General features: G+C 70.5%; 12 protein-coding genes. 6 read left to right on the top strand and 6 right to left on the bottom strand.

All coding sequences use genetic code 11. The annotated features are described in order from the left end of the window. The first annotated feature begins 29 nt into the window (after nucleotides 1-29). Together L3078_RS18580 and L3078_RS18575 are read left to right on the top strand one after the other, a co-directional pair. Nucleotides 30-1,217 (top strand): dipeptidase, encoded by a 1,188-nt coding sequence (locus L3078_RS18580; RefSeq protein ID WP_239760372.1) that lies wholly within the window; start codon nucleotides 30-32, stop codon nucleotides 1,215-1,217. 150 nt (nucleotides 1,218-1,367) lie between these two features. Further along, nucleotides 1,368-2,654 carry a dipeptidase gene (locus L3078_RS18575; RefSeq protein ID WP_239754981.1) on the top strand — a complete coding sequence of 429 codons (1,287 nt, stop codon included), beginning with the start codon at nucleotides 1,368-1,370 and terminating at the stop codon, nucleotides 2,652-2,654. Between the two features lie 131 nt (nucleotides 2,655-2,785). Here the strand turns inward: L3078_RS18575 and L3078_RS18570 are convergent, their stop codons facing one another. Next, nucleotides 2,786-3,148 (bottom strand): VOC family protein, encoded by a 363-nt coding sequence (locus L3078_RS18570; protein WP_239754980.1) that lies wholly within the window; start codon nucleotides 3,146-3,148, stop codon nucleotides 2,786-2,788. A 108-nt stretch (nucleotides 3,149-3,256) separates the two neighbouring features. Here L3078_RS18570 and L3078_RS18565 point away from each other — a divergent pair, with 108 nt between their 5' ends. After that, the gene (locus L3078_RS18565) at nucleotides 3,257-3,763 is read left to right on the top strand and encodes a CGNR zinc finger domain-containing protein (protein WP_239754979.1); all 507 of its coding nucleotides are present in this window, start codon (nucleotides 3,257-3,259) and stop codon (nucleotides 3,761-3,763) included. Between the two features lie 263 nt (nucleotides 3,764-4,026). Here the strand turns inward: L3078_RS18565 and L3078_RS18560 are convergent, their stop codons facing one another. Continuing rightward, nucleotides 4,027-5,370: a UDP-glucose dehydrogenase family protein gene (locus L3078_RS18560; RefSeq protein WP_239754978.1), complete on the bottom strand. Its 1,344-nt coding sequence runs from the start codon at nucleotides 5,368-5,370 to the stop codon at nucleotides 4,027-4,029. 205 nt (nucleotides 5,371-5,575) lie between these two features. On the opposite strand from L3078_RS18560, the gene L3078_RS18555 reads away from it, so the two are divergent. Continuing rightward, entirely contained in the window at nucleotides 5,576-6,733 is a 1,158-nt protein-coding gene (locus tag L3078_RS18555) for an acyl-CoA dehydrogenase (protein WP_275593154.1), read from the top strand. Nucleotides 6,734-6,817: 84 nt separating this feature from the next. Here the strand turns inward: L3078_RS18555 and L3078_RS18550 are convergent, their stop codons facing one another. Continuing rightward, entirely contained in the window at nucleotides 6,818-7,861 is a 1,044-nt protein-coding gene (locus L3078_RS18550) for a sugar ABC transporter substrate-binding protein (RefSeq protein WP_239754977.1), read from the bottom strand. A 742-nt stretch (nucleotides 7,862-8,603) separates the two neighbouring features. Between L3078_RS18550 and L3078_RS18545 the strand changes: the two genes are divergently transcribed. Beyond that, complete coding sequence (locus L3078_RS18545) at nucleotides 8,604-8,969, top strand: four-helix bundle copper-binding protein (protein WP_215455871.1); 366 nt, start codon at nucleotides 8,604-8,606, stop codon at nucleotides 8,967-8,969. 68 nt (nucleotides 8,970-9,037) lie between these two features. Here L3078_RS18545 and L3078_RS18540 read toward each other — a convergent pair whose 3' ends face one another. Next, complete coding sequence (locus L3078_RS18540; RefSeq protein ID WP_239754976.1) at nucleotides 9,038-10,315, bottom strand: LCP family protein; 1,278 nt, start codon at nucleotides 10,313-10,315, stop codon at nucleotides 9,038-9,040. Nucleotides 10,316-10,433: 118 nt separating this feature from the next. After that, a complete protein-coding gene (locus L3078_RS18535; RefSeq protein WP_239754975.1) occupies nucleotides 10,434-11,882 on the bottom strand; it encodes an LCP family protein in 1,449 nt (482 codons plus the stop codon). Nucleotides 11,883-12,030: 148 nt separating this feature from the next. Here L3078_RS18535 and L3078_RS18530 point away from each other — a divergent pair, with 148 nt between their 5' ends. Then, a complete protein-coding gene (locus L3078_RS18530; RefSeq protein ID WP_239754974.1) occupies nucleotides 12,031-13,059 on the top strand; it encodes a glycosyltransferase family 2 protein in 1,029 nt (342 codons plus the stop codon). 72 nt (nucleotides 13,060-13,131) lie between these two features. Here L3078_RS18530 and L3078_RS18525 read toward each other — a convergent pair whose 3' ends face one another. Beyond that, a complete protein-coding gene (locus L3078_RS18525; protein ID WP_239754973.1) occupies nucleotides 13,132-14,844 on the bottom strand; it encodes an LCP family protein in 1,713 nt (570 codons plus the stop codon). Between the last annotated feature and the right edge of the window lie 170 nt (nucleotides 14,845-15,014).

Raw genomic sequence — 15,014 nt, 5'->3', positions numbered from 1 at the left:
ACATGACGGGGGACACGGGGGAGATGGCCATGGCATCGCTGGAGGCGGCCCGGGAGCTGCTGCGGGAGTTCCCGGTCGCGGACGGGCACAACGACCTGCCCTGGGCGCTGCGTGAGCAGGTCCGCTACGACCTGGACGCGCGGGACATCGCGGCCGACCAGAGCGCCTTCCTCCACACCGACCTGGCGCGGTTGCGCGCGGGCGGGGTGGGGGCGCAGTTCTGGTCGGTGTACGTCCCCTCGCACGCCGAGGCCCTGCCGGGTGCCGTCCCCGCGACGCTGGAACAGATCGACTGCGTACGGCAGTTGATCGACCGTCACCCGGCGGAGCTGCGGGCCGCGCTGACCGCCGCCGACATGGAGGCGTCCCGCGCCGAGGGCCGGATCGCCTCCCTGATGGGCGCCGAGGGCGGCCACTCCATCGACAACAGCCTCGCCACGCTGCGGGCGCTGTACGCGCTGGGCGTCCGCTACATGACGCTCACCCACAACGACAACATCGCCTGGGCCGACTCCGCGACGGACGAGGCGGCCGTGGGCGGCCTGTCGGCCTTCGGCCGGGCGGTGGTGCGGGAGATGAACCGCGAGGGGATGCTCGTCGACCTCTCGCACGTGGCCGCGACGACGATGCGCGACGCGCTCGACACGTCCGCGGCCCCGGTGATCTTCTCCCACTCCTCGTCGCGGGCCGTCTGCGACCACCCCCGCAACATCCCGGACGACATCCTGGAGCGGCTCCCGGGCAACGGGGGAGTGGCGATGGTGACGTTCGTGCCGAAGTTCGTGCTGCAGGCCGCCGTCGACTGGACGGCCGCCGCCGACGAGAACATGCGGGCCCACGGTCTGCATCACCTGGACACCACCCCGGAGGGGATGGCGGTCCACCGCGCCTTCGAGGAGCGCAACCCCCGCCCGGTCGCCACGGTGGCCACGGTGGCGGACCATCTCGACCACATGCGCGAGGTCGCCGGCATCGACCACCTCGGCATCGGCGGCGACTACGACGGCACGGCCTTCACCCCGGACGGCCTGGGCGACGTCTCCTGCTACCCGAACCTGATCGCCGAGCTCCTCGAACGGGGCTGGTCCCGGACCGACCTGGCCAAGCTGACCTGGCACAACGCGGTCCGGGTGCTGGGCGCGGCGGAGGACGTGGCCCGGGACCTGCAGGCCCGTACGGGCCCGTCCAACGCGACGCTGGACCAGCTGGACGGGTGACACCGGGCGCCGTCCGGACCTCACCCGGGTGGCGTAGTGACGGCCCCGCGACGGCCGTTCAACCCGAACGCCCCACCCACCAGGAAGGCGGGCGGCCTCCGTGCCACGGTGACGAGTACTGCGATCACCCAACGGCTACGGAGGTCCGCCATGGCAGATCTGCAGGACGAACTGCAAGCCGCGGGGGAGGCCGGCGAACTCGACACGCCCCCCACGACCACCACCCGCACCGGCCCCGACCGCAAACGCGACCGGCGCCCACCGGCGGCGGAGCCGATAGCCCCCGGGGACGGCGACCACCCCGGCGACGGCGGCCACGGGGGAGCGGCCGACGTCCGTCACGGTGGAGCGGACGTCGCCGGGAACCCCGGGGACGACGAAGCCGTCGTGGTGGCGGGACCCGCCGAGGCCTCCCCGGCGCCCTCCCCCTCCTCGGAACTGGCCGAGGCGGACGCCTTCCTCGTCGCGCACCCCGTCGCCGACGGATACAGCGGGCTGCCGTGGGTGCTGCGCCAGCTGCCCCGGTACGACCTGGAGCTGGGCGAGGGCGGCGTGGACACCGATGTGCCGCGCATGCGCAAGGGGCACATCGGCGCGCTGTTCTGGTCGCTGCATCTCCCGGAGGGCCTCTCGGGCGAGCGGGCCGTGGGCGCCACGCTGGAGCAGCTCGACCTGGTCCGGACGGTCGTCGACGCCCACCCCGAGGGCCTGCGGCTCACCCACAGCGCCGGGGAGACCACCGACGCCCGCAACTGCGGACGCGTGGCCGTCCTGCTGGGCCCCGCCGGAGCGCCGGCGATCGGCGACTCCCTCGGCATCCTGCGCTCCCTGCACCTGCTCGGCCTCAAGGCCCTCACCCTCGCCGGCGCGTCCTGGGCGGGCGAGTCCGGGCTGAGCAGGTTCGGTGAGGAGGTGGTCCGCGAGATGAACCGCATCGGCGTCCTCGCCGACCTCTCCGGAGCCTCCGAGGAGACCGTCCGCCGGGCGCTCGCGGTCTCCCGCGCGCCGGTGGTGTGCACCCGCTCGGCGGCCGCGAAGCTGCGCGCCCACCCCGCCAACCTCTCCGACGACCTCCTCGCCGCGCTGGGCGAGGCGCGGGGCCTGTGCATGGTGCCGCTCACCGCCGAGCAGACGGGCCCCTCGGTCCGCGACGTCGCCGACCACCTCGACCACGTCCGCTCGATCGCCGGCCCCGAGTGCGTCGGCCTCTCCGGCACCTACGACTCCGGCGCGGCCCATCCCCAGGACCTCACCGACGCCTCCTGCTACCCGCGCCTCGTCGCCGAACTCATGCACCGAGGCTGGTCCGAACCCGACCTCGCCCTCCTGACCTGGGGCAACGTCCAACGCGTCCTGCGCACCGCCGACTTCACGGCCAGGGCGGCACGCGACCGCCGAGAGGCCTCGACGGCGAGGATCGCGGAACTGGACGGCTGACGAGAGGCGCGCGCCCCGTCAGGGGCGCGGGGAACAGCGCGACCAGCCACGAACGACCCGCGGCCGCCGCACACACCCCGCGCCCCTCCCTCTACCGCGAACTACCGCGAATTATCGCGAACTATGGGAACTCAGCTGCGGCAAAGGCAGAACGGATGCCCCGCGGGATCCGCGTACACCCGGAACCCCCGCTCCCGGTCCGCCGCGTCCAGCACCGTCGCCCCCAGTGCGAGCACCTGCTTCTCCGCCGCGTCCATGTCCTCCACGTACAGGTCGAGGTGGAACTGCTGCGACCGCTCCGCCGAGGGCCACTCGGGCGCCACATACCCCGGCGCCTGCTGGAAGGCCAGCCGCGCGCCCCCGCCCGGCACCTCCAGATCCACCCAGTCCCCCTCCCCGCTGACCTTCCCGCCGAGCACCTCGGCGTAGAACCCGGCGAGCGCGGCCGGGTCGGGACAGTCCAGAACGACGACATCCAGCGTGGCGATGGCCATGGCCTTCTCCTTGCTCGTTCTCTGCTCACCTGAACTTCGGTTACCTGCAAAGGAGGGTAACCAGTAACGGTTACCTTATGCACCCCCATAAGCAGTAACCTCGCGGGCATGAGTGCTCGAGCGTCCGCCCCCGGTGGCCTGGCCCTCGTGGAGAGCCTGGTGAACACGCTGGACCTGGAGACGGGCGCCGACACCCTGGAGAGCCCGGAGGCCCGCGCCGGCCTGCGCCTGGCGGCGGACGAGGACCTCACGGCCGTGCGCGAGCTGCGGGAGTCCCTCCGCGCGACCCTGCTGGCCCACGCCGGTCACGCCCCGCACGGCCCGGTGACCCCGCTGGGCACCCTCCTGGCCGCGGCACCGCTCGTCGTCGTGGTCTCAGCCGAGGACGGCTCCGCGAGCCTGCGCCCCGCCGCCGACCCGGCGCCTCTGCTCGCTCGCGTGGCCGCGGCCGTCGCCGAGGCCCTCACGGCGGGCACCTGGCAGCGCCTCAAGGCCTGCGAGGCGGCCGACTGCCACTGGGCGTACTACGACCGCAGCCCGGCCGGACGCGGCCGCTGGTGCTCGATGCAGGTGTGCGGCGCCCGTGCGAAGATGCGCCGCTACCGAGCGAAGTGAATGCTGCTTCCTTGAGCGAAGTGAACGCTTCGCCCCGGGCGAAGTAAGCGCTTCGCCCCCGCCGGGCGCCGGAACGGTGGACAATGGCGAAAGACGCCGTTCCGGCCGACTGAGCCTCGGCCGGAGCGGCGTCACCTCGCGTCACCTTGCGTAGGCGACGCGCCGTCGGAGCCGCCTTGCCGAAGCCGGGGCGCCCCACCGAAGCCGGGCGCCTTGCCGAAGCCCGGGACGCCCCACCGGAGCCGGCGTCGCCCCCGCGTCCCTTACGCGGTCGGCCGCCCCATCGCCCGGTACGTCCACCCCGCGCGCCGCCACAGCTCCGGGTCCAGCGCGTTGCGGCCGTCCAGCACGAGCCGGGTCGACGCGACCTCGCCCAGCGCCGCCGGGTCCAGCTCGCGGAACTCCTGCCACTCCGTCAGGTGCAGCACGATGTCGGCGCCCCGTACGGCGTCCAGCGCGGTGTCGGCGTACCCGAGCGTCGGGAAGAGCCGCCGCGCGTTGTCCATGCCCTTGGGGTCGTAGACGGTGACCTGGCCGCCCTGGAGGTGGATCTGCCCGGCCACGTTGAGGGCGGGGGAGTCGCGCACGTCGTCGGAGTCGGGCTTGAAGGTGGCGCCGAGCACGGCGACCCGCTTGCCCAGGAAGGAACCGCCGCCCAGCGCCTGCCGGGCCAGCTCCACCATCTGACCGCGCTGGCGCATGTTGATGGAGTCGATCTCGCGCAGGAACGTCAGCGCCTGGTCGGCGCCCAGCTCACCGGCGCGCGCCATGAACGCCCGGATGTCCTTCGGCAGACAACCCCCGCCGAAACCGATGCCGGCCCGCAGGTACCTCCTGCCGATCCGGTCGTCGTGCCCGATGGCCTCCGCCAACTTGGCGACATCGCCCCCGGAGGCCTCGCACATCTCGGCCATGGCGTTGATGAAGGAGATCTTGGTGGCCAGGAAGGAGTTCGCGGAGGTCTTCACCAGCTCGGCGGTGGGGAAGTCCGTGACGACGAACGGGGAACCCTCCTCGACGGGTGTCGTGTACACCTCCCGCAGCAGCTTCTCCGCCTTCTCGCTGCGCACGCCCACCACGATCCGGTCCGGGTGCAGCGTGTCGTTCACGGCGAAGCCCTCGCGCAGGAACTCCGGGTTCCAGGCCAGCTCGGCGTCCGCCCCGGCGGGCGCGTGCTCGGCGAGGTACGCGGCCAGCCGGTCGGCGGACCCCACCGGCACCGTCGACTTGCCGACGACCAGCGCCGGGCCCGTCAGATGGGGGGCGAGCGAGGCGAAGGCCGCGTCCACGTAGGACATGTCGCAGGCGTACTCGCCGTGCCGCTGCGGGGTGTTCACACAGACGAAGTGGACGTCGCCGAAGGCCGCGACCTCGGCGTAGTCGGTGGTGAAACGCAGCCGCCCGCTGGACCCCTCGATCCCGGCGACGTGCTTGCGCAGCAGCTCCTCCAGGCCCGGCTCGTACATCGGGACCTCGCCCCGCCGGAGCATGTCGATCTTCTCTTCGACGACATCGAGCCCGAGCACCTCGAACCCCAGCTCGGCCATGGCGGCGGCGTGCGTCGCGCCGAGATAGCCGGTGCCGATCACGGTGATCTTGAGGGCCATGGGTGCTCCTGTGCTGTCCGGCCGGGGGTGCCCGCGCGTGCGGGAGACGTGCGCTGCCTGAGCATAGTCGGGGCGTGTTCGAGCCCTTCACCGGGCAGATTCCCCGGGGGTCGCGGCCTGTCGTCAAACTCACGTACCAGTCCCTTGAGCAGCCCTCTAAAATTGCGTTACTTAACGGTAGTTAGCGTCAGGAGCGTGAGAGACCTTGGCCGGATCGGCTGATTTCGACCTGTACCGCCCGTCCGAGGAGCACGACATGCTCCGTGACGCGATCCGTTCCCTCGCCGAGGCGAAGATCGCGCCCTACGCCGCCGCCGTGGACGAGGAGGCACGCTTCCCGCAGGAGGCGCTGGACGCGCTGGTCGCCAACGACCTGCACGCCGTGCACGTGCCCGAGGAGTACGGCGGCGCCGGCGCCGACGCGCTCGCCACGGTCATCGTGATCGAGGAGGTGGCCCGCGCCTGCGTGTCGTCCTCCCTCATCCCGGCCGTCAACAAGCTCGGCTCGCTGCCCGTGATGCTCTCCGGCTCCGAGGAGCTGAAGAAGAAGTACCTGGGCCCGCTCGCCAAGGGCGACGCGATGTTCTCGTACTGCCTCTCCGAGCCGGACGCGGGCTCCGACGCGGCCGGGATGAAGACCCGCGCGGTCCGCGACGGCGACCACTGGATCCTCAACGGCGTGAAGCGCTGGATCACCAACGCGGGCGTCTCCGAGTACTACACGGTCATGGCCGTCACGGACCCGGAGAAGCGCTCCAAGGGAATCTCCGCGTTCGTCGTCGAGAAGTCCGACGAAGGTGTCTCCTTCGGCGCCCCGGAGAAGAAGCTCGGCATCAAGGGCTCCCCGACCCGCGAGGTCTACCTCGACAACGTGCGCATCCCCGCCGACCGCATCATCGGCGAGGAGGGCACCGGCTTCGCCACGGCGATGAAGACCCTGGACCACACCCGCATCACCATCGCGGCCCAGGCCCTCGGCGTCGCCCAGGGCGCCCTCGACTACGCCAAGGGCTACGTCCAGGAGCGCAAGCAGTTCGGCAAGCCGATCGCCGACTTCCAGGGCATCCAGTTCATGCTCGCCGACATGGCCATGAAGATCGAGGCCGCCCGCGCCCTGACCTACCAGGCCGCCGCCAAGTCCGAGCGCGGCGACAAGGACCTCACCTTCCAGGGCGCCGCCGCCAAGTGCTTCGCCTCCGACGTCGCCATGGAGGTCACCACGGACGCCGTCCAGCTCCTCGGCGGCTACGGCTACACCCGCGACTACCCGGTCGAGCGCATGATGCGCGACGCCAAGATCACGCAGATATACGAAGGCACCAACCAGGTCCAGCGGATCGTGATGGCAAGGAACCTGCCCTGACGGAGCCACGACCGGGCTCCACGCGGCGTGGGCGGTTCCGAGGAACGGGATCGCTCACCCCTCGCGACGGCCGACCGTTCGCGGTCACCGAGGGACGCTGTTGGCCCACATGGACCTGTCGTCGACGTTCTCCTTGGTGACCAGCGGAGCGGGCAGCTGATCCTCCAGGCCGTTGGGCAGTTCGACGATGGTGGAGCCATGGTCGGTCGGCCCGGGCTTGAAGGTCCTGCCCTCGGTCGCGGCCTTGGCGTAGTACACCGCGTACTTGGCGTACAGGTCGGCGGGCTGGGAGACGGTCGCGTCGATGTACCCCTCGCGGATGGCGTCGAACTCCTGAGGGATGCCGTCGTTGGAGACGACGGTGATGTGGCCCTTCTCGCCCGCTGGCTTGAGCAGGCTGTTCTCCTCCAGAACCTCCAGGGTCGGGTGCAGGAAGACACCGCCGGCCTGCATGTAGATGCCGCCCAGGTCGGGGTGCTGGGCGAGCAGCGACTGCAGCTTGGTTGAGGCGACGTCGCCCTCCCAGTCGGTGGGCAGCTCGAACACCCTGATCTTCGGGAACTTCGTCTCCATGCACTCGGCGAAGGCCTCGGAGCGGTCGCGCCCGTTGATGGAGTCCAGGGCGCCCTGGAGCTCGGCGACCTTGCCCTCGCCGTCGAGCTGCTCGCCGAGGAACTCGCAGGCCTTGGTGCCGTACGCCCGGTTGTCGGCGCGGACCACCATGTAGACGTCGCCCTCGTCGGGTCGGGTGTCGACGCTGATCACCGGGATCTTCTCGTCTGCCAGGGCGTCGAGGGTCGAGGCGATGGCTCCGGAGTCCTGAGGGGCCATGATGATGGCGTCGGCGCCGCCCGTCTTCTGGAGGACCTCCATGTTGGCGATGAGTCTGTGGACGTCGTTCTGGGAGTTGGTGACCGGCAGGTCGTCGACGCCCGCGGATCTGATGTCCTTCTTCAGGTAATGCACGTAGGAGTTCCAGAAGTCGGAGTCGGAGCGCGGCACGTCGATACCGATGGTGGGCCGGTCATCCTCTGAGGCCGCCCCGCGGTAGCACGCGGTGGCGAGAGCCAGTGTCGTGAGCACGGCGGTGGCTGCTGCGGCGGTGGACCAGGTGCGGGCGAGCTTCATGAGTGGGTCTCCATGAGGGACGGATGCCACGGGCGACGACAAAGGGGGAGAGAGGGCGCCCGGTTGTGAGGCCGGATGCCGCCGACGGGCGCGGCCCGGGACGTCGTGCGGGATCGCACCCGGTGAGCCGAATGATGAACGGCCTGAGTGAAAGGCGGAGGCCTGGTGGTCGCACTACGCACCGCCGGCAAATCCTCCGATGTCTTTTGGACGGCGAGGACGTTACGGCGCCGTGCGGATCAATTTCAAGGGTCAATGTCCACCAAGTTCGCCCCGAAGCGCGCCTACTGTGCCGTAACCCTCCCGTACGTCGCGGCCGGGAACGACGCAGAGGCTGTCGAACCGCCTCTTCGCCGTTTGCTGCAAGCCCGAAGCTGGGCAGGGATCGCACCTGGCGAGTCCGCGACGACGTTGCGGTGCCCCCGAGGCGGGCGCGCGATGGTGTCGGACTCGGCGGGCGAGGTGGCGTCCCAGCTATGGCCGAGATCCGCGTCGGCGGTGAGAGGGTGTCGTTCACCACCCCATCAGACATCCGATGAAATTCGGGGCGCCCGAGATGCCCGTCCCCCGTGCCCGCAGCAGGTCTGCCGGACGACCGGCTCCGCCCCGCCACGCGCTGGTGGCGATCACAGTCGGCGGATCGCCGCCCCGCCCGATGGCGGGCGGGGGCGGGGAGGCGTAGGACGGAAGTGCACGGGGTCCGCCCCGGACCCCGCACCCCTCACCCCCCCCAGGAGGAGCCATGACGCAGCAGGCCGGGAACATGACCGCGATGAGCAAGGAGATGCAGGACTGCGTCAACGCCTGCATGACGTGCCACAGCGTGTGCGAGGAGACCATGAGCTCCTGCATGCAGGCCGGCGGTCAGGCCCAGATGCAGATCATGCGCGCCCTGATGGACTGCGCCGAGATGACCCGTATGTGCGCGGACATGATGATGCGCCGCTCGCCGCTGTCCGCCGAGATGTGCGCGATGTGCGCCCGCGCCTGTGACATGTGCGCCGAGGCGTGTATGTCCATGCCGGACGACCAGCAGATGATGCGCTGCGCCGAGGCGTGTCGCCGCTGCTCCGAGATGTGCCGGACGATGGCGGGCGCGACCGCCTGACCCGTCGGAGACGACCGAGGGGCACCCCCTGCGACAGGAGGTGCCCCTCGGTCACGCCGTCCGCCGGGTCAGTTGCCCGACACCGTCACCGTCTCGTCGTTCTTCAACTGCTCCACCAGCTGCTTCACCTTCGCGGTGTCCCACTGGAGGTTGCCGTTGGCGGAGTTGCCGGAGATCGGCATGTTCATGGACTTGCCGTCGCCGCCCGTCACGCCCTTCATCGCCCAGAACATGTCGGCCAGGTCGAACAGGCTCATGTCCTTGTCGACGATCAGGGTGTCCAGGCCCGCGCTCATCGTCGGGTACAGCTTGAACGGGTTCAGCACCGTGCTCGGCGTCGCCGTCTGACTGGCGAGCGCCGCGAGGAACTTCTGCTGGTTCTTCGTCCGGTCCAGGTCGCTGCCCGCGAGGGCGTAGCGGGTCCGGACGAAGGCGAGGGCCTGCTCGCCGTTGAGGGTCTGCTTGCCCGCCTCGAAGTCGGCACCGGACTTGGTGTCCTTCATGCCGCCCTTCGGGATCTCGATCTCGACCCCGCCGACCGCGTCGACGATGTTCGCGAATCCCGCGAAACCGATCTCCACGTAGTGGTCGATGCGCAGCCCGGTGTTGGCCTCGACGGTACGGACGAGCAGCTCGGGCCCGTCCTCCGCGTACGCCGCGTTCAGCTTCACCTGGCGGCCGGTGCCCTTGTAGGTCTTGCCGGACTCGGAGCCCACGAACGACGGTATCTCGACGTTCGAGTCACGGGGCAGCGAGATCAGCGTCGGGCCGTTCGAACCGGTGTGCAGGATCATCATCGAGTCCGTGCGCTTGCCGTCGGCGGACCCGGTGTGGAGTTCCTTCTTCTGCTCGTCGGACAGGCCCGCACGGCTGTCGGAGCCGACGATCAGGTAGTTGGTGCCCTCGCCCTCGGCCGGCCGCTCGATGACCTTGGAGAGGTCGACCTCGCGGTTCAGCTTGGAGTCGGCCCAGAAGTACGTGCCGATCGTCGTCGCGAGCAGTACCACGGTGACCGTGATCGCGGTCAGCTTGATACGACGGCCCCAGTTCGGCGCGCCACGGTCGCCCCGGCCGCCTCCGTGACCACCGGAGCCGCCCGCGCCGCCGACACCGTAGACCTGGCCGGTGTTGTAGTCGCTGTTGTAGCCGCCGCCGTACTGCTGGTCGGGGCCGCTGTCGCCGTAGCCGTCACCGTACGAGTCGCCGTACGACGGCTGCTGGGGCACACCACCCTGAGGGGGTGCCGACGGGCCGCGCCGGACCTGGCGCATCACGCGCGGCCCGTCGGGCTGGGCGTAGTCGCCGCCGCGGTTGTTGCCGGACCATCCCTCGGGCCAATCGTTCATGCGCCCCAGTGTGCCGGGTCCTGCTGTGCCCTTTACAAGGGTCGACGAAAAACCAAGGCCGTGCTGTTGCCAAGCTGACACAAATCGCACGCAAGTCGAACGGTTGGCGGCGTGCCCGTCAGGCGCAGGAGACCTGGTCGCCCCGCACCACTCCCGACTCGCCCTGTTCCGGGTTCTCGGCGCGCACCTTGCGGACCTGCTCGAAGTCCGTGCCGGCGATCACCTTCATCGTGGGGCCCTGGGCGCGGACCGGGCGGAGCTCCGAGCCCGGGAGAGCGGCCGCGAGGGAGCGGGCGGAGCGGTCCCAGCGGGGGTCGTAGAGGACCTGGGTGCGGGTGATGTTCGGCTGCGGGGCGTTCACCGGGGCCTTGGTGGTGCGGAAGCCGGTGGCGGCCAGCTGACGGTCGACCTTCTTGCCGAGGCCCGCGACGGCGGTGCCGTTCTCGACCTGGACACGGATCTGCTGCGGGGCCACATCGACGAGCGCGTACGTGCCGCGCGCCTTGTAGGGGGCGAGGGGACGGTCGTCGCGCAGCGCCTCGAAGAGGCGGGCGGACTTGGCGTCGTCCCACTTCAGCGTCGAGCCGACCCCCTTCACGGCGTACCCCATACGGCCGATGGGCACGGTGGTGAACTCCGACGACGCCGGTGTGAGGTTGCGCATCGCGCGGCCGAGGTCGATCAGCTCGCCGGTGCCGAACTCCTTGTCGGCGCGGACGGAACCGAGGACGGCCTGGGTGATGTCGCGGAACTTCATCGGGTTGAGCAGGACTCCGGAGGAGGTCGCCTGGGACATCAGGGACGCCATGAACCGCTGCTGGCGCTTCATCCGGCCCAGGTCGGAGGAGCCGTCGGCGTGCCGGGAGCGGACGTACTGGAGGGCCTCGCCGCCGTCCAGCTCATGGGTGCCCGCGTCCAGGTCGAGGCCGGTGTAGGAGTCCTTGAGGGGGCGGGTGGTGCAGATCTTGACGCCGCCGAGGACGTCGACGGTCCGCATGAAGCTGGTGAAGTCGACCTCGACGTAGTGGTCGATCTTCACCTTGGTCATGTGTTCGACCGTGCGCACGGTGAGCTGCGGCCCGCCCTCCGCGTAGGCCGCGTTCAGCTTGATCGGGTGGGAGCGCTGGACCTTCCCGGTGGCGCGGTCGGTGTGCTCGGGCGTCTCGGCGTACGAGTCGCGCGGCAGGCTCACGATGCTCGCGCGCTCCCTGTCCTCCGAGATGTGCACGATCATCATCGTGTCCGTGCAGTGGCAGGGGGCACCGCCCAGCCGGTACTTGCGCCGCTCCCGCTCGCTGATCCGGTCGCGACCGTCGGTGCCGACCAGCAGCACGTTCATGCCGTGGCCCGCCTCGGGGCGGTTCTTCATGTCCTTGAAGGCGTCGACCCGCTTGATCTCGCCGTCCAGGCGGGTCACCACGGCGTGGCCGATGCCCGCGGCGGCCAGCACCACCACCGAGAGCGTGGTCACCGCCCGCATGGCCCAGCTCCGCCGCCGCGGAGGCACGGGGGGCCGGGGCTGCTGCGGACGGGCTGGACGGCGGGGCGGTGTGGACACGGGGGACACCTCCGCGAGACCGGTCGGGAGAAGGGGGGCGAAGAGGAGGGAGAAGCCAGAGAACCTTGAGCACCGTAGGGTCCCGGAATCCGTGCCCCGCGTACGCGACCGGGCGGCGCGCGTTCGTGTCCCCCGTTCGCGGTAACGTGAGCCCCCTATGAACGCCAAGCCCGACGTGCAGCTCCCCGCCGTGTCCGTGATCATGCCCGTCCTCGACGAGGAGCGGCATCTGCGCGGAGCCGTCCAAGCGATCCTCGCGCAGGAGTACGCCGGCGAGATGGAGGTCGTGATCGCCCTCGGTCCGTCCAAGGACCGCACGGACGAGATCGCGGCCCAGCTCGTGGCCGAGGACCCGCGCGTGCACACCGTCCCGAACCCCACCGGCCGTACGCCCGCCGCGCTCAACGCCGCGATCAAGGCCTCCCGCCACCCGATCGTGGTCCGCGTCGACGGCCACGGCATCCTCTCGCCGAACTACATCGCCACCGCCGTACGGCTCCTGGAGGAGACCGGCGCGCAGAACGTCGGCGGCATCATGCACGCCGAGGGCGAGAACGACTGGGAGCACGCGGTCGCCGCCGCGATGACCTCGAAGATCGGTGTCGGCAACGCCGCCTTCCACACGGGCGGCGAGGCGGGACCGGCGGAAACGGTCTATCTGGGTGTCTTCCGGCGCGAGGCGCTGGAGCGGCAGGGCGGCTACAACGTGGAGTTCATCCGCGCCCAGGACTGGGAGCTGAACTTCCGCATCCGCGAGGCGGGCGGCCTCATCTGGTTCTCGCCCGAGCTGCGGGTGTCGTACCGGCCCCGGCCCAGCGTGAAGGCGCTCGCCAAGCAGTACAAGGACTACGGGCGCTGGCGGCACGTGGTCGCCCGCTACCACGAGGGCTCCATCAACCTGCGCTACCTCGCCCCGCCGACCGCGGTGTGCGCGATCGTGGCCGGCACCCTGGTGGGCGCCCTGCTGACCCCGCTGGGCTTCGTCGTCCCCGGCGGCTACCTCGCGGCGATCGTCGCGGGCTCGATCCCGGCGGGCAAGGGGCTGCCGCTCAAGGCCCGCCTGCAGATCCCCGTCGCCCTCGCCACCATGCACATGTCGTGGGGCTTCGGCTTCCTCACCAGCCCCAGATCGCTGGCGAAGAAGGTCATCGCCTCCCGCCGCCCGGCGGTGCTGACCGAGAGCTGAGCCGAGCACGGAGCACGTACGAGCGGGGCCCCTCCCACTGCCGGGAGGGGCCCCGCTCGACGTTCCGGGCACTCACCAGGTGAACGCCGGATTGACCTTCATGCAGGCTTCCTTGTTCGCGCCGTTGAGGGCGTCCGCCGACTTCGGAGTCGTGTCGTCCTCCTTCTCGGCCTCGTACGTCTTCCCCTCGCGCCAGTCGGCGCCGACGACGAGCGTGACACCGCTGACGTTCGTGGACTTCTCCACCTGACCCAGCGGAATGCCGAGGGCCTTGGCGACCGCCTGGGCGTCACCCTCCAGGTCGGCGCTCGGGTAGCGCACGACCGTCTTGTCCTCGGTGGTCGCGGTGGCAGCGTCGGACGAGGACTTGGCGAAGCCGTCCTCGACGAGCAGTTGGGACACCGTGTGCGCGCGACCCGCGACCGGGGCGAGGGTGGAGGTCATGGTGCCGTTGACCACCAGCACCCCGATCTCGTCCTTCGCCGCCGCCGGATCGTCGGACGTCGCGTCCTCGGTGGTGGTCTTCTTCTTGTCCTTGCCGTCCAGGGCGATGTCCTCACGCACCAGCCGGAACAGCTTCTCCGCGTCGCCCTCCTTCGGCACGACGCGCGCGCCGGAGTACGTGTACGGCATCGTCGTCATCGTGATCCGGGCCGGCTCGACCTTGCGCAGTTCCATGCTGAGGTCGTAGAGCTCGGCGACGTCGCCGAGGCCCTCGTCGACGGTGAGCGCGTCGGTGGCCTCCTCGGCGAGCCTGCGCAGCTTGTTCGGGTTGGTGATCGTGGCGTTCTCGCGCAGCTCGCGGACCATCGCGTTCATGTACTGGTGCTGGGCCTTGGCGCGCGCGATGTCGCTGCCGTCCTCGAAGCCGTACCGGGTACGCAGCCACTGCAGGGCCTGCTTGCCCTGGATGTAGGTGGTGCCCTCCTTCAGCTTGAGCCCCGAGCCCTTGCCGTCGCTGGTGTGCGAGTAGATGTTGGCGTCCACGCACACCGGCACCCCGCCGATCGCGTCGGCCATCGACACCACACCGGAGAAGTCGACCATCATGAAGTGGTCGATGCGGATCCCGGTCAGCTTCTCCCAGGTGGCGACCGAGCAGCCGGGTCCACCGCGCTCCAGCGACTGGTTCGTCATCACATGGGTGAGCGCCTCGTACACCTCACCGCTGTCCGGGTCGGTGCACTTGGGGATGTCCAGCAGGGTGTCACGGGGCATGCTGACGACCGACATGTTGGTGCGGTCCGCGGACAGGTGCAGCAGCATCTGGACGTCGGCCAGCGCCGGCCCGTTGAAGTTCTCCTTGGCGCCGCCGAGTTTCTGGTTCTCCGCGGTGTCCCGCGCGTCCGAACCGATCAGCAGGATGTTCAGCGGGGTCTGGCCGGCCGCGTTCGGCGTCGGCTCGGCGATCTTCGTGTCGCCGAGGTTCAGCTTCTCCCTCTTGATGTTGCCGTTGAGGTGCTGGTAGTAGAGATAACCGGCACCCGCGGTGCCGAGTATCACGACCGCCAGGACCGTCGCCGACCAGCGCAGCACCCGTCTGCGCCGGGGCCTCCCGGGGGCCTTCGCGCGCCCCCGTCCGCCACCACCGCCGCCGTCGCGGCGCTTCCGTCCGCCCTGCCCGGGGACCCTGACATCCGCGTCGCCGTCCGAGCCGGACGAGTCGCCCTCCTTCGGATCCGAGCCGGAGGAGTCGCCCTCCTTCGGATCCAGGTCCCCGTCCCGCTCGCCGGGTTCGTCGACACGCGGTCGCCCCCCGTCCCCGCGCACGTCGCTCCGTACCATCTCCCTGCCCCTCCCCACCCTGCCGTGGCGGGGCCGTCCCCGCCTCCTGTTGGACCGTCGAGAACCCAACCGGGATGTACTCATGTTCTGTTGAACGCGTCATGTGTTCCGACCGGATGACATGCGGACACGGTTCGGCACAGCGGCACTCGCCGCCCCACGGCACTTCG

Source organism: Streptomyces deccanensis (assembly GCF_022385335.1).
GTDB lineage: Bacteria > Actinomycetota > Actinomycetes > Streptomycetales > Streptomycetaceae > Streptomyces > Streptomyces deccanensis.
Note: the sequence above shows the minus strand (reverse complement) of the source record. Positions and strands in the feature narration are given on the sequence as shown.

Excerpts from the sequence above, each read along its gene's own strand:
- L3078_RS18580 (WP_239760372.1), top strand. The coding sequence starts at position 30 with ATGGCATCGCTGGAGGCGGCCCGGGAGCTGCTGCGGGAGTTCCCGGTC.
- L3078_RS18575 (WP_239754981.1), top strand. The coding sequence starts at position 1,368 with ATGGCAGATCTGCAGGACGAACTGCAAGCCGCGGGGGAGGCCGGCGAA.
- L3078_RS18570 (WP_239754980.1), bottom strand. The coding sequence starts at position 3,148 with ATGGCCATCGCCACGCTGGATGTCGTCGTTCTGGACTGTCCCGACCCG.
- L3078_RS18565 (WP_239754979.1), top strand. The coding sequence starts at position 3,257 with ATGAGTGCTCGAGCGTCCGCCCCCGGTGGCCTGGCCCTCGTGGAGAGC.
- L3078_RS18560 (WP_239754978.1), bottom strand. The coding sequence starts at position 5,370 with ATGGCCCTCAAGATCACCGTGATCGGCACCGGCTATCTCGGCGCGACG.
- L3078_RS18550 (WP_239754977.1), bottom strand. The coding sequence starts at position 7,861 with ATGAAGCTCGCCCGCACCTGGTCCACCGCCGCAGCAGCCACCGCCGTG.
- L3078_RS18545 (WP_215455871.1), top strand. The coding sequence starts at position 8,604 with ATGACGCAGCAGGCCGGGAACATGACCGCGATGAGCAAGGAGATGCAG.
- L3078_RS18540 (WP_239754976.1), bottom strand. The coding sequence starts at position 10,315 with ATGAACGATTGGCCCGAGGGATGGTCCGGCAACAACCGCGGCGGCGAC.
- L3078_RS18530 (WP_239754974.1), top strand. The coding sequence starts at position 12,031 with ATGAACGCCAAGCCCGACGTGCAGCTCCCCGCCGTGTCCGTGATCATG.
- L3078_RS18525 (WP_239754973.1), bottom strand. The coding sequence starts at position 14,844 with ATGGTACGGAGCGACGTGCGCGGGGACGGGGGGCGACCGCGTGTCGAC.